Origin of the sequence: Georgenia sp. Z1344, assembly GCF_049856295.1 — a bacterium.
Taxonomy (GTDB): Bacteria; Actinomycetota; Actinomycetes; order Actinomycetales; family Actinomycetaceae; genus JB111.
In genome coordinates, this window is record NZ_JBNDMZ010000004.1 from 130856 (window position 1) to 143851 (window position 12996).

Here is a 12996-nt window from a genome sequence, read left to right on the forward strand (position 1 = left end):
TGCGGTCGTCTCGGCATCGGTGTCGGGTACGGGCACGGGCCGGACGCGCGTCGAGGCGGCCGAACCGCGCCATGATGTGACCTGGGCCACGCGCGGAGCATCCCGCATGTCGACCGGGCGCGCAAGTGGTGGCGCGCGGCGGGTCGGGCGCGGGCGCTTGGGCGGGCGTGCGCGCCTGGTCGGGCGGGCGCCTGGTCGAGCGCGCGCGTGCGCGCCTCAGCATCGGCCGCGCGGCCCCGGGTGTCTGCTCGGCAACCTAGAGTGTCGGGGTGCCTCAGGACGTCGTGCTCGAGTGGGTCTCTGAGCTGACCGACGGCGAGATCGAGGCGGCCCTCGGCTCGGCGGCGCTCGAGCGCGCCCAGGGTCTGGCCGGAGCCGGCCACGTCGCGGACGTGACCACCAACGGCGAGGGCAGCGTCGTCGTCGCGCAGGTCGTCGGCAGCCAGGGGGACCGGTACACGGTCGTCGTCCGGGCCGACATCGGTCCGTCCGCCACCGTGTGGCACGGCTCGTGCACGTGCCCGGTCGCGAGCTCCTGCAAGCACGTCGGCGCCGTCCTCCTCGAGCTGCGGGACCGCGCCCGTCGCAGCCCGGACGGCCGGGGATGGGAGGACATCCTCGCCCCCATCGTGGCCGACGGCGCCGCCGCCGGCTCCGAGCTGGCCCCGCTCGGCCTCCAGGTCAGCGAGGTGCAGCGATCGTCAGGGCTGCGCACCCAGCGGCTCGCGATCGGGTCCGACCGGGGCGCCGTCCCCCGGCTCCGGCTCCGCCCGGTCGTGCGCGGGCGCTCCGGCCGCTGGCTCACGGGCGGCCGCTCGTGGTCGTCGGTGACCACCGGCTACACGGCCCAGGACTACGTGCCGGACCACGTCCGGGCGCTCTCGCACCTCAAGGCCTCGGCGCACGGCACCCGGCCCGAGTGGCAGCGTGCCGAGGAGGTCTACCTCGACGAGCTCGACGCGAACGGCTGGCACGCGCTCGTCGAGGCGTACGTGGCGGGCGTCGACCTCGTCGGGGGCCAGGGTGTCGAGCAGCTGCAGCTCGCCCCGGGCGCCACGCTCGGGGTCGACCTCACGGGGGCCGGCGACGGCATCCGCGTCACCCCCTACGTCGAGGTCGACCTCAACGGCGGGCACTCGAGCCTCGTCGGCCCGTTCGCGCCCGCCGAGCGCCCCGGGAGCCGGGTGACGCTCGAGGGCGATCCCGCCTGCGGCGTGTCCGTGCGCTACCCCGACGGCGCGTACGTCCTCGCGCCGCTCGACCACGCGATCGACGCCAACCTCCGCGACCTCACGCTCGCCTCGGTCGTGGTGCCGGAGTCCGACCGCACGCGCTTCACCCACGGGTACCTGCCGCGCCTGCGACAGCGCATCGCCGTGCGCTCCTCGGACTCGTCGGTCGAGATCCCCGACGCGCTCGAGCCGCACGTGCTGCTCACCGTCACCATGGGCCCGGCGCACCGCAGCCGGGTCGAGCTGGGGTTCCGGTACGTCGGCGGCGACCGGCACGTCGACGTCCCCCTGCGCGGCGGGGAGCTCGACCTTCCGCGCGACGCGGCGACCGAGTCCGGGCTCCTCACCGCCGTCGCGCGCGAGATCAGCCTGGTCCCGCGCCTCCACCCGCCGGAGCAAGCCACGGTCGACCTCACCCCCGCCGAGACCGCGGTCCTCGTCGACCGCGTGGTGCCGCGGATGCGGGAGGCGGGCATCGTCGTCGAGGTGGTCGGGGACGCCGCGGACTTCCGACGCGCGACCGAGGTGGCCACCGTCAGCGTCGCCTCCGCCGAGGGCCTCGACACCTCGACCGACTGGCTCGACCTTCGCGTGAGCGTCCACGTGGGCACGGAGGAGGTGCCGGTCGACGACCTCCTGCAGGCGCTCGCCACCGGGGCCGACCTCGTGGTGCTGCCCTCGGGTACCTACCTCCCCCTCGACACCCCCGAGCTCAACGCGCTGCGCCGCCTCGTCTCGGAGTCGCGGGCCCTGACCGACGCCCCGCCGGGCACGGTCCAGGTCTCCCGGTACCGGTCCGAGCAGCTCGAGGAGCTCGCCCACCTCGACCTGCTCGACGAGGAGATCGCCGCCTGGACCGACTCGTTGCAGGCCCTCGCGGACATCGCCGGCCGCCCCACCCCCGAGCCGCCCGCCGGCCTCGACGCCACGCTGCGCCCCTACCAGCGCGAGGGCTACTCCTGGCTGTCGATGCTGTGGGATGCCCGCGCCGGCGGCATCCTCGCCGACGACATGGGGCTCGGCAAGACCCTCCAGACCCTCGCCGCGATCCAGCGTGGCAAGGAGCGCGGGGAGGTCGGCGGACTCGCGGTGGCCGCGGGACGGGGTGCGGCCGGCGACCACGGCGCGACCCACGTTCCCGGTGCGGCCGGCGACCACGGCGCGGGCACGAACGAGGTGCCCGACGGCGTCGGGCCGGTTCTCGTCGTCTGCCCCACCTCGGTCATCGGTACCTGGGTGCACGAGGCCGAGCGCTTCGCGCCCGGCCTCGAAGTGGTCGCGCTGCGGGCGACCGGGGCACGCCGCGAGGAGGAGCTGGCCGAGGTCGTCACCCGGGCCGACGTCGTCGTCACCTCGTACGCGATCGTGCGCCTCGACATCGACGAGCTCGCACCGGTCCCGTGGTCGGCGCTCGTGCTCGACGAGGCCCAGTTCGTCAAGAATCCCCGCACCGCGACCCACCGCGCCGTCTCCCGTCTCCGCGCGCCGCGCAGGCTCGCCATGACGGGCACGCCGGTCGAGAACTCGGTGGCCGACCTGTGGTCGATCCTCGCCCTCGTCACGCCGGGCCTCCTCCCGAAGGCCGATGTCTTCACCGCCACGTTCCGGCGCCCCATCGAGGCCGGCACGGACCCCGAGCCGCTCGAGGAGCTCCGGCGCAGGATCCGACCGTTCGTTCTGCGGCGGACCAAGGAGCTGGTCGAGCGCGACCTGCCGCCCAAGCAGGAGCAGGTCGTCTACGTCGAGCTCTCCGCCGCGCACCGGCGCAGCTACGACCGGCACCTCCAGCGCGAGCGGCAGCGCATCCTCGGGCTGCTCGACGACATCGGGCGCAACCGCGTCAGCGTCCTCTCGTCACTCACCACGCTCCGGCTCGCGGCGCTCGACCCTGCGCTGGCCGACCGCGAGGGCACCGCCGGCGAGCGCTCGACCAAGATCGACACCCTGCTCGACCACCTCGGTGCCGTGCTCGCCGAGGGCCACCGCGTGCTCGTGTTCAGCCAGTTCACGTCGTTCCTCGCGGCCGTGCGCACGCGCCTCGAGGAGGCCGGGATCTCCCACCTCTACCTCGACGGCTCCACGCGCGACCGCGAGGGCGTGGTGCAGGCGTTCCGCGACGGCGAGGCCCCCGTCTTCCTCATCTCGCTCAAGGCCGGCGGCTTCGGGCTCACGCTGACCGAGGCCGACTACGTCTACCTCCTCGACCCCTGGTGGAACCCGGCCGCCGAGAACCAGGCCGTCGACCGGACCCACCGCATCGGCCAGGACCGGCGGGTCAACGTCTACCGGCTCGTCTCCGCCGGGACGATCGAGGAGAAGGTCCTCGCGCTCCAGGACCGCAAGCGCGACCTCGTCTCACGCGTGGTCGGCGACGGCGGCGCACTGTCCGCCCCGCTCACGCCCGAGGACGTGCGGGACCTGCTCGAGCACTGAGGCGGCAGGGTCTCCGCGGGGCGTGGCGGGCCGATGGCACGGCGCCCGCGCGGCGGGTGTCGCGTACCGGCGCCACTCATGACGCGGCGAGTCGCGGGACGCGGCGACTCAGGTCGTCGCGGGCTGCGGCTCGTCGGCCTGGACCGCCCCCGGACGCGGGCTCACCCGGTCCCAGTGGATGCTGACGAGCGCGAGGACGCCGCCGGACACGGCGAGGGCCACGCCCACCCAGCCCGGGGCGAGGTAGCCGAACCCGCCGGCGATGACGAGGCCACCCAGCCAGGCGCCGAGGGAGTTGCCCACGTTGAAGGCCGCATGGTTGAGCGCGGCGCCGAGCAGCTCGGCCTCCCCCGCGATGTCGATGATCCGCGCCTGGACCGACGGGATGAGCGAGGAGGAGGTGATCCCGATGGCGAGCACGAGGACGAACAGCAGGACCGGGTGCCAGGCGAGCAGGGCGTACAGGGCCATCGCCGCGGTCAGGCCGGAGAATCCGACGACGACCGTGCGGGACAGGTCCCGGTCGCTCGCCCAGCCGCCGATGATGTTGCCGACCACCATGCCCGTGCCGAGGGTGGCGAGCACCCACGGAACGAGCGACTCGGACAGGCCTGCGGTCCGCGTCGCCACCTCGGAGATGTAGGAGTACACGGCGAAGAAGCCGCCGAAACCGATCGCGCCGACGGCGAGCATGAGCCACAGCCGCGGGTTGCGGAACGCCAGCAGCTCGCGCGACGGGTGCCGGTCGGGGTTGCCCGGGACCGCCGGGATCGCCCGCAGGGCGAGCACGAGCGTGAGCGCGAAGATGGCCGCCACCGTCACGTAGGCCCAGCGCCAGCCGGCCTCCTGGCCGAGCCACGTCCCGAGCGGGACCCCCACGACGTTGGCCACCGTGAGGCCGGAGAGCGCGATCGCGACGCCCGCGCCCTGACGCCCGGGGCCCATCAGCCGGGCGGCGAGCAACGAGGCCACCCCGAAGTAGGCGCCGTGCGGGAGCCCGGCCACGAAGCGGGCGACCGCGGTGAGCCCGAAGCCCGGCATGAGGGCGCTGGCGAGGTTCGCCGCCGCGAGCGCGGCCACGAGGACGAGGACGAGCGTGCGCTGGGACATCCGTGCCGTCGCCACCGCCGTGACCGGCGCGCCCACGACGACGCCGAGCGCGTAGGCCGTGACGAGCCAGCCCGCGTGGGCGATCCCCGCCGTCGGGTCGGCCCCGAACCCCGGGACGAGCTCGCCCGCGATCTGCGGCAGCAGACCCATCGTGACGAACTCGGTGGTGCCGATCCCGAACCCGCCGAGCGCGAGCGTGAACAGGGCGAAGTTGCGGCGGGCGGTGCTCAGCATCGACAGGGCCTCCGAGGTGGTTGGCGGCGCGGGACCGTGGGCGATCCTCGGCGTCCAACGTCGTCGTCGGCGCGGTCATTCCGGGTGTGACGGGCCGCTCGTCCGCCCGGACGGGCGCGGCGACCCGGGTGCGGACCGGGACGGGGCGGAGGCGGCGGGTCCCGGGACGGGCGAGGACCGGGACGGGGACTGCGACGGGGACCGCGCGTCAGCCGATCATCCGCGGCGGCTCGCGGTCGACCTCGAGCCGGTCGTCGATCGTGGTGATCCAGCGTCGCACCGCCAGGGCGATGACGATCTGCATGACGCCCCACAGGATGGCGGCGATCGCGATCGTCCACGCGATCACCTCGAGCGAGACCCACGGCCGCCAGATGACGAACGCGCCCACCACCACGAAGAACACCCCCGCGACGACGAGCGGCTGGACCCCGCTGACGTACTTCCGCGCCCGCAGGGCGGTGACGAGCTCCCACAGCCCCATGACGACGGCCCACACCCCGATGACGGTGATCATCAGGGTGGCGACGTTGCCGGGTCGGACGAGCCCGAAGATGCCCGCGCCGAGCTCGACCACGCCGAGGGCGATCGTGAGGATCTTCTGCGTGGGCCGGTCCGGCTCCTGGTCCCGGGCGTCGAGCCGGATGCCGGCGGCGCCGAGGATGTTGAGCAGCCCGTCCACGATCAGGAAGATCGCGAAAAGCTGGATGACGGCGTCGATCATCGCGCCGGGCCACAGGATGACGGCCACGCCGACGGCGATCGCGGCGATGCCGCGGCCTGCCGTGGCCAGCCACGAGGTCCGGAAGATCTGCCGGACGGGGTCGCGTCGGTCCCTCATGGGCTCAGTCAACACCCACGAGGGACCGACGGGGGTCACTCGGGCAGGAATCCGAAGATGTCGGCGAACTGGTAGCCGGCGAGGAACACGACGACGGCGACGACGAGCCAGCCGAGCACGTTGGCGACCGGGCCGTTGCGGTACTTACCCATCAGCTTCTTGTTGTTCATGACGATCATGAGGAAGATCGCCACGACCGGCAGCAGCAGGCCGTTCGCCGCCTGGGCGACGACGATGATCTGGATCGGGTTGAACCCGGTCAGCGCGATGATCCCGCCGACCACGAGGATCGAGACCCACACGATGCGCGCCGGGAGCGAGCGCAGGTCGCTCGAGAGCCCGAGCACCCCGGTGATCGCGTAGGCGGCGCCGAGCGGGCCCGCGATGGCGGAGGTGAACCCGGCGGCGAACAGGCCGAGCGCGAACACCCACGGGGCGGCGTCGCCGAGCAGCGGGGTGAGCGCCTGCGCGAGGTCGGTCCCCTCCTCGGCGGCGATGCCACGCACGAACATCGAGCCGACGGCCGTGACCATGACGGCGAGCGTGATGAGCCCGCCGATGCCGATCGAGACGGCCGTGTCGGTCCGCGCCTCCTTCATCGCCCGGTCGACCGGGACGTCACCCCAGTTCTCCTTGACCAGCTGCGCCTGGAGGAAGAGGTTGTAGGGCACCACGGTGGTGCCGATGAGCGCGATCGCGGTGAGGATCGCCCCCGAGGGGACCGACGGCACGAACATGCCCTGGAACAGGTCGCCCACGTTCGGCTTCACGATGATCGCCGTCACCACGAAGATGACGACGAGGATCGCGACCATCGCCATCAGCACCTTCTCGATGACCTTGTAGCTCCCCGTCCACAGCAGGGCGAAGATGAGGCCGAGCAGGACGACGACGACGATCCGCGTGTCGACGTCGACCACGTTGGTGACGGCGAGCGCCGTGCCCGACGTGTCGCCGCCCGCGTAGGAGGCGCCGCCGATGCCGATGGCCGCCACCACGAGGACCGCCATGAGCAGGCGGGCCACCGGTGAGTGGAAGACCTCGCGCATGGCCTCGCCGAGCCCGCGGCGGGTGCCGAGGCCGAGTCGGGCGGACATCTCCTGGAGGATGATCGTCGCGACGATCGAGAAGACGATCGTCCACGCCAGCGCGTACCCGACCTCGGCGCCCGTGACTATCGACGTGGTGATCGTGCCGGGGCCGATGAAGGACGCGGCGATGATGAGGCCCGGACCGAACCGCGAGCCGGTGCGACGGCCGGAGACCTTCGCGCCCGGCGCCTGGGTCGCTGCCTCGCCGGCGGTCAGGGGCTCGGAGCTCGAGCCGTGGGGACGCGCGGCCGCCGAGCCGTCCGGTCGCGCGGCGTGCGCGCCGCCCGAACCGTGGGCACCGGAGGCGGGTGCGCCGCCTGCGTGCGTTCCGTCGTCGGTGGACATGGGGGGCTCCTCACGGGACCGGGTCACGTGCGCGGCGCGCTGCCGGCGGCGACGACGGTCGGTTGCGCGGCCACTATGCCTGCCGATCGGCACGCTGTCATACGCAACCGCGGCGTGTCCCGCCGCTCGGACGACCGGATCCGACGGGCGAACCGGACGGACCTAGTATCGATGGGGCGCCCGCATCGGGCCGCGCGCGGCGCGGCAGCACCGGGGCGCCCACCCATCACGAGGAGGTTGCATGTTCATCCGGTCGATCGACGAGGTCCCCAAGGTCGAGTGGGGCCAGGGCACGAGCCAGCGCGTGCTGACCAAGAAGGACGGCATGGGGTTCGCCGTCGCGCACACGGTCGTCCGCAAGGGCACCGAGGCGGCGCTCCAGTACCGCAACCACCTCGAGGCCTGCTACTGCATCGGGGGCAAGGGCTACGTCGTCAGCGAGGACCGTCAGACGCGCTACGAGATCACGCCCGGCGTCATCTACGTGCTCGACGAGCACGACGCCCACTACCTCCAGGGCGGCGAGGACGAGGACCTCATCCTCGTCTCGATCTTCAACCCGCCGATCAACGGCGACGAGGCCCACGAGCTCGTCGACGGCGGCTTCTCGTCCTACGGCCCGACCGAGGCCTGACCGAGGACCGGCGGAGTCCCCTACCGACGAGTGAGGGGACTACCCGCCACGAGTGAGGGGGTTCTTCCGCGTGCTCGCGGAAGAACCCCCTCACTCGTCAGGTTGAGACGCGATTGCTCGCCGACGAGGCGTTGCCACGCTCACTCGTCAGGCGGCTTGCCGCTCACTCGCCAGACGGGGCCGGTCCGGGTATGCCCGCCGTTACGGGAGGCGGGCGTCGAGGTCGAGGACCGCGCGCAGCAGCACCTCGGCGCCGTCGAGCGCCCACTCCGGGGTGATCGCCTCCTCCTCGGCGTGCGAGACGCCGCCGACGCACGGGATGAACAGCATCCCGGTCGGCACCCGCGAGGCGACCTGCACGGCGTCGTGCCCCGCGCCCGAGACCAGCTCCCGCGGCGGATGCCCCAGCTCGCTCATCGCCCGCGTCACGGCGTCGCGCACGAGCGGGTCGAACGTCACGGGCTCGGCCCTCGACGTCTCCGTCACCCGGGCGGTCACTCCCCCGTCCGTGGCGCGCTCGACGGCGGCACGCACCTCGCCGGCCATCGCGTCGAGCTCGGCGGCGTCGGGATGCCGCAGCTCCACCGTGAACCTCGCGCTGCCCGGCACGACGTTCGGGGAGCCGGGCCCGACCACCAGGCGGCCCACCGTCGCGCGTCCCACCTCGGGGCGGGCCAGGCCGATCGCGTGCACGTCGGTCACCACCCGCGCGGCGGCGACGAGGGCGTCCCTGCGCGACTCCATGGGGAACGTGCCGGCGTGCGCGGGCGCGCCGGTCTGCTCGACCTCGAGCCAGCACATCGCCTGCACGCCGGTCACCGTGGCGACCGTCAGGCCCTCGGCCTCCAGCAGCGGGCCCTGCTCGATGTGCGCCTCGAGGTAGGCGGCGTGCTCGTCCGGGGTGACCGTGTCGGTACCGGCCCAGCCGACGTCGGCGAGCGCCTCGGCGAGGGTCTGCCCCTCGGGCGCGCCCGGGACGTCGAGCCCCTCGCGCGAGCGGGAGGCGAGGGCGGTCTCGGCGGCGAGCCGTCCCGCGTACACGGAGCTGCCGCCCATCATCGGCGCGAACCGGGCGCCCTCCTCGTTCGTCCAGTCGACGAGCTCGACGTGGTGCCGTGTCGCGTGACGCGCGCGGTCGAGCGCGTCGAGGACGGCCAGGCCCGCGACGACGCCGTACACCCCGTCGTACCGCCCCGCGGTCGGCTGCGAGTCCAGGTGGGAGCCGATGAGGATCGCCCGGCGGTCCTCCTCGGCGTCGTCGGCCCCAGCGGCGGGACGACGGAGGAACACGTTCCCCACCCGGTCGACACGCGCGACCGCCCCGGCCTCGCCCGCGCGGTCGCGCAACCAGGCGCGGGCGTCGGCGTCGTCGGGCCCCGCCGCGAGGCGGTGGAGCCCGCCCGCCGCGGTCGCGCCGAACGTGCTCACGTGCTCGAGGTCGGCCCAGAGCCGGTCGCCGTCGATGGTCGGGGTGGCAGCGGGGGCGTTCACCGGTCCCGTTCCTCGGCGGCGACGTGCGCGACCTCCGCGGAGTCGTGCGCGCCCGAGACCGCGTGGGCGTTCGGTGCGCCGGCCGGGCGGCGGTAGCGGAAGTCGCAGTGCGAGGCCCCGGACATGATCGTCTGCGTGCGCTCGAGCGTGATGCTCGGGTCGTAGCCGTGGGGGAACTCGAAGTCCCGCGTGCACGAGAGCAGCTCACCGATGTCGCCGAGCCCCATCTCCTGGTACGTCTCGGCGTAGCGGCAGCGGTGGACGTCGTAGGAGTAGACCTCGTCGGTGGCCTCGATGGTCTCGATCTCCTGGGCGTCGTCGGCAAGCCACAGGTGCTGCAGGTCGATGAACGTCCGCAGGTTGGAGCCGCCCGGCTCGCGCTGGGCCAGGCGGGCCCCCTGGGCCCGGGCGTCCTCGCGGATCGCCTCGGAGAGGATCTCCTTGGCCCGCTCCTCGCCGAGGTCGCGCACGAGGATGCGGTACACCGGCGCGAGGATCGCGGCCTCGATCCGGCGGCGGGTGAGGATGGGCAGGTCGTCGTCGTGGGTCGGCGTGGTCATGGGACCAGTGTCCGCCCCCTGTGCATATCGGGGAAGCGGGAGCGCGTCAGGCGAGCTGGAGCAGCGCCACCGTCCACGGCTGGACCGCGTAGTGCCCCTCGACGATCTCGGCCACCGGGGTCGGCCAGACGTTGCCGTCCTCCTCGGCCCACGCCGCGGTGTCGACGACCCGGCGCCACCGCAGATCGTCGTGCTCGCCGCCGAGCGCGAACCGCGCCACCTCGGTCGTCATGTTGACGCACAGGAGGTAGTCGTGGCCGCCGACCGGGGATCCGTCGACGTGCACGCGGACCGCGCGGTCGCCCTCCTCGGTGCCCCGTTCGGCGTCGGGGGCCGTGAAGAGGTAGGTGACGTCGCCGTCGTCGAGGTGCACGCCGCCCCACTCGCGCTGCCGCAGCGCCGGCTCGACGCGCCGCAGGTGGGCGAGCGCCTGCGTGAAGGGCAGGAAGGGGCTGGTGCCCTCGGGGGTCGCCGCCTCGCCGACGTTGTCGTGGTAGGCCGCCTCGACCTCGCCGCTCGGGTCGACGGGCAGCTGCGTGGGGCTGTTCGTCGTCGCGAACCCGTAGTTGGTCCACATCCCGACCGAGTTGAGGGACCACGGGTTGTTGTTGCCGTTCTGGGTGCGGCCGAGCTCGTCGCCGGCGACGATCATCGGCACGCCCCGCGCGAGGAAGAGGACCGTGAGGAACGAGCGCAGGCGTGCCCGGCGCAGCGCCTGGTCGCCGCCGGAGTCCCACGAGCGGTTGTCGTCCGCACCGCCGTCGGACGGGCCGAAGGGGGGCGGGCCGTCGTTGACCTTGTCGTTGTAGGAGACGAGGTCGAGGAGCGTGAAGCCGTCGTGCGCGGTGACGAAGTTGATCGAGCGCGGGGGGCCGCCCTGGTCGTGGAAGTGCGCCCAGTCGCCGTTGACCTGCTCGACGAACGCCATGGTCGAGCCCTCGCCGCGCATGAAGTCGCGCACGGCGTCGCGGAACCGGCCGTTCCACTCCCCCCAGCCGGCGGGGAAGTTGCCGACCTCGTAGCCCCACAGGTCCCATGCCTCGGCGATCACCTCGACCTTCCGGTCCGCCGCCAGGTCGCGGATCGACGTGAGCAGCGGGTGGAGGGTGTGGAACTCCTTCTGCGCCTCCCAGTCCTCGCGGGCGGCGTCGTCGGGCTTGCGACCGAGCACCGGCGCCAGATCGAACCGGAAGCCGTCGACGCCCATGACGTCGGTCCAGTACGCGAGGGAGTCGAGCACGAGGCGCTGCGAGACCTCCGACGAGAAGTTGACCTGGTTGCCGGTGCCCGTCGCGCCGTCGACGAGGACGTGGTCGTCCGTCTGGACGTAGTACTCCTCGGTCGCGAAGCCGCCCATCGAGACGAACGCGGACGTGGCCGGGTCACCGCCCCAGCTGCCGCCCTCGCCCGTGTGGTTGAAGACGACGTCGATGTACAGCTCGATGCCCTGGTCGTGGAGCGCGCGGACCATCTCCTTGAACTCGCGGGTCGGCCCACCGGGGCTCTGGTCGGCGGCCAGGTCCCGGTTGGGGGCGAAGAACGCGAGCGTCATGTAGCCCCAGTAGTTCGACGTCCCGTCGTCACCGGGCCGGGCGGTGGTGTCCGTGGCCTGCACCGGGAGGAGCTCGAGCGTGGTGAGGCCCAGGCCCTTGAGGTAGGGCGCGAGCTGGGCGACGCCCTTGTAGGTGCCGCGCGCGTCGTCGTCGATGTTGCGCACGTCCGCGAACCCGCGGCGACCCGCGAGGTCGTCCCCGAGGGTGGCGACGGACGGGTGCGCCGTCAGCGCGTGCGTGTGCGCCTCGTAGATGCTCGTCCCCTCGGGCGGGAGGTGGGGGCGGGTGCCGACGGACGTCTCGTCGACGACGACGATCCCCTTCGGTGCGATCCGCCCCGTGTCGACCTCCCGGCGGGGACGACCCTGCTGCGCGTGGGGCTCCGGACCGCCGGCGAAGTCCTCCGGCGTGCCACCGGACTCGCCGATGAGCGGGGAGGACAGGTTGTGCGTGATCTCGCGGGCGTAGGGGTCGAGGAGGACCTTGTTGGGGTTGAACCGGTTGCCCACCTCGTCGAGGTCCGCGCTGAAGCCGGCCGCCGAGCCGCCGCGCGACCAGGCGTCGTCCGGCTCGAAACCGGGACCCCAGACGCGGTAGCCGTACAGGGTGCCGTGGCCCGCCCCCGCGACGGCCGCGCGCCAGACGCCGTCCTCGCCGCGCTGCGTGTCGAACTCCGCGGACGCGTCGGCACCGGTCGCGCTCGGGTAGATCTCGAGCAGGACGCGGGTGGCGAGGGGCGCGTGGACCGCGAAGGTCGTGCGCGAGGTGGGGGTGGTGGTGCCGGTGCCGGTGTCGGTGTCGGTCGAGAGTGCGGCGTGGGCCCCGAGCGGGTAGGTCGCGGTGGACCATGACGCCTCGTCGACCGGGGTGGGCGTCTCGCCGGTGGCGGAGGCCGACGTGTCGTCGCTGGAGGTCGTGTCGTCGCTGGTGGTCGTGTCGTCGCTCGTCGGTCCGGGCGTGGGCGTCGGCGTCGCCGTCATGGCAGCGCCCTCCTCGTCGTCGCGGTGGATCGCTGGATCGGTGGGTCGTGGGGCGAAGGAGCGTGCCGGTTCGGTGGTGGTCCCGTGCGGCGTCGTCGTGCCCGCAGGTGTGCCCGCGAGGCCACCAGGGGCCGCGGACCCCGGGGCCGACGAGGTGGTCGTGCTCGGGGGCGTCGGTGCGGTGGGCGCCTCGTCGCGCGCGCGGGCGTCGAGCTGGGGGCGCGCCGGGCCGGCCTCGAGCTCGAGCGGGCCGCGGCGCCGCGCCTTCCGGTTCGCCATGTCGGTCGACCGGCGCAGCCGTCGGGCGGAGACCGCCGTGACGACGCCGGCCCCCACGGCCGTCAGCGCGACCAGGGCCTTGCCGACGGCGTCAGGGATCCCGTTGCTTCGTGCCATGCGTCCATTGTGTCGGGAACCGAGCTGCACCGCCCGGCGTCGGAGCGGCAGTCCGCGTGGCAGCGACGAGATCAGCGGGATGCCGCACGAGTGCGG

General features: G+C 73.6%; 8 protein-coding genes. 2 read left to right on the forward strand and 6 right to left on the reverse strand.

Annotated features, from left to right (window positions below):
* Positions 1 to 269 precede the first annotated feature (269 nt).
* Positions 270 to 3665 (forward strand): SNF2-related protein, encoded by a 3396-nt coding sequence (locus tag ACPYO6_RS05565; RefSeq protein ID WP_425713905.1) that lies wholly within the window; start codon positions 270 to 272, stop codon positions 3663 to 3665.
* Between the two features lie 108 nt (positions 3666 to 3773).
* Here the strand turns inward: ACPYO6_RS05565 and ACPYO6_RS05570 are convergent, their stop codons facing one another.
* The 3 genes from ACPYO6_RS05570 to ACPYO6_RS05580 form a co-directional block, all read right to left on the reverse strand.
* The gene (locus ACPYO6_RS05570) at positions 3774 to 5009 is read right to left on the reverse strand and encodes an MFS transporter (protein ID WP_425713906.1); all 1236 of its coding nucleotides are present in this window, start codon (positions 5007 to 5009) and stop codon (positions 3774 to 3776) included.
* Between the two features lie 208 nt (positions 5010 to 5217).
* The gene (locus ACPYO6_RS05575) at positions 5218 to 5850 is read right to left on the reverse strand and encodes an HdeD family acid-resistance protein (protein ID WP_425713907.1); all 633 of its coding nucleotides are present in this window, start codon (positions 5848 to 5850) and stop codon (positions 5218 to 5220) included.
* A gap of 35 nt (positions 5851 to 5885) precedes the next feature.
* Positions 5886 to 7286, reverse strand: a complete 1401-nt coding sequence (locus tag ACPYO6_RS05580) for an Nramp family divalent metal transporter (RefSeq protein WP_425713908.1) — start codon at positions 7284 to 7286, stop codon at positions 5886 to 5888.
* A 241-nt stretch (positions 7287 to 7527) separates the two neighbouring features.
* Between ACPYO6_RS05580 and ACPYO6_RS05585 the strand changes: the two genes are divergently transcribed.
* Positions 7528 to 7920 carry an ectoine synthase gene (locus tag ACPYO6_RS05585; protein ID WP_425713909.1) on the forward strand — a complete coding sequence of 131 codons (393 nt, stop codon included), beginning with the start codon at positions 7528 to 7530 and terminating at the stop codon, positions 7918 to 7920.
* A 201-nt stretch (positions 7921 to 8121) separates the two neighbouring features.
* On the opposite strand, the gene ACPYO6_RS05590 is transcribed toward ACPYO6_RS05585, so the two are convergent.
* From ACPYO6_RS05590 to ACPYO6_RS05600, 3 genes are read right to left on the reverse strand one after another with little or no spacing between them, the layout of a single operon-like run.
* Positions 8122 to 9411: a hydantoinase/carbamoylase family amidase gene (locus tag ACPYO6_RS05590; protein WP_425713910.1), complete on the reverse strand. Its 1290-nt coding sequence runs from the start codon at positions 9409 to 9411 to the stop codon at positions 8122 to 8124.
* Positions 9408 to 9971 carry an L-2-amino-thiazoline-4-carboxylic acid hydrolase gene (locus ACPYO6_RS05595; RefSeq protein WP_425713911.1) on the reverse strand — a complete coding sequence of 188 codons (564 nt, stop codon included), beginning with the start codon at positions 9969 to 9971 and terminating at the stop codon, positions 9408 to 9410. Before ACPYO6_RS05595 ends, ACPYO6_RS05590 begins: the two co-directional genes overlap by 4 nt.
* A gap of 46 nt (positions 9972 to 10017) precedes the next feature.
* Positions 10018 to 12900 carry an alpha-amylase family glycosyl hydrolase gene (locus tag ACPYO6_RS05600; RefSeq protein ID WP_425713912.1) on the reverse strand — a complete coding sequence of 961 codons (2883 nt, stop codon included), beginning with the start codon at positions 12898 to 12900 and terminating at the stop codon, positions 10018 to 10020.
* Between the last annotated feature and the right edge of the window lie 96 nt (positions 12901 to 12996).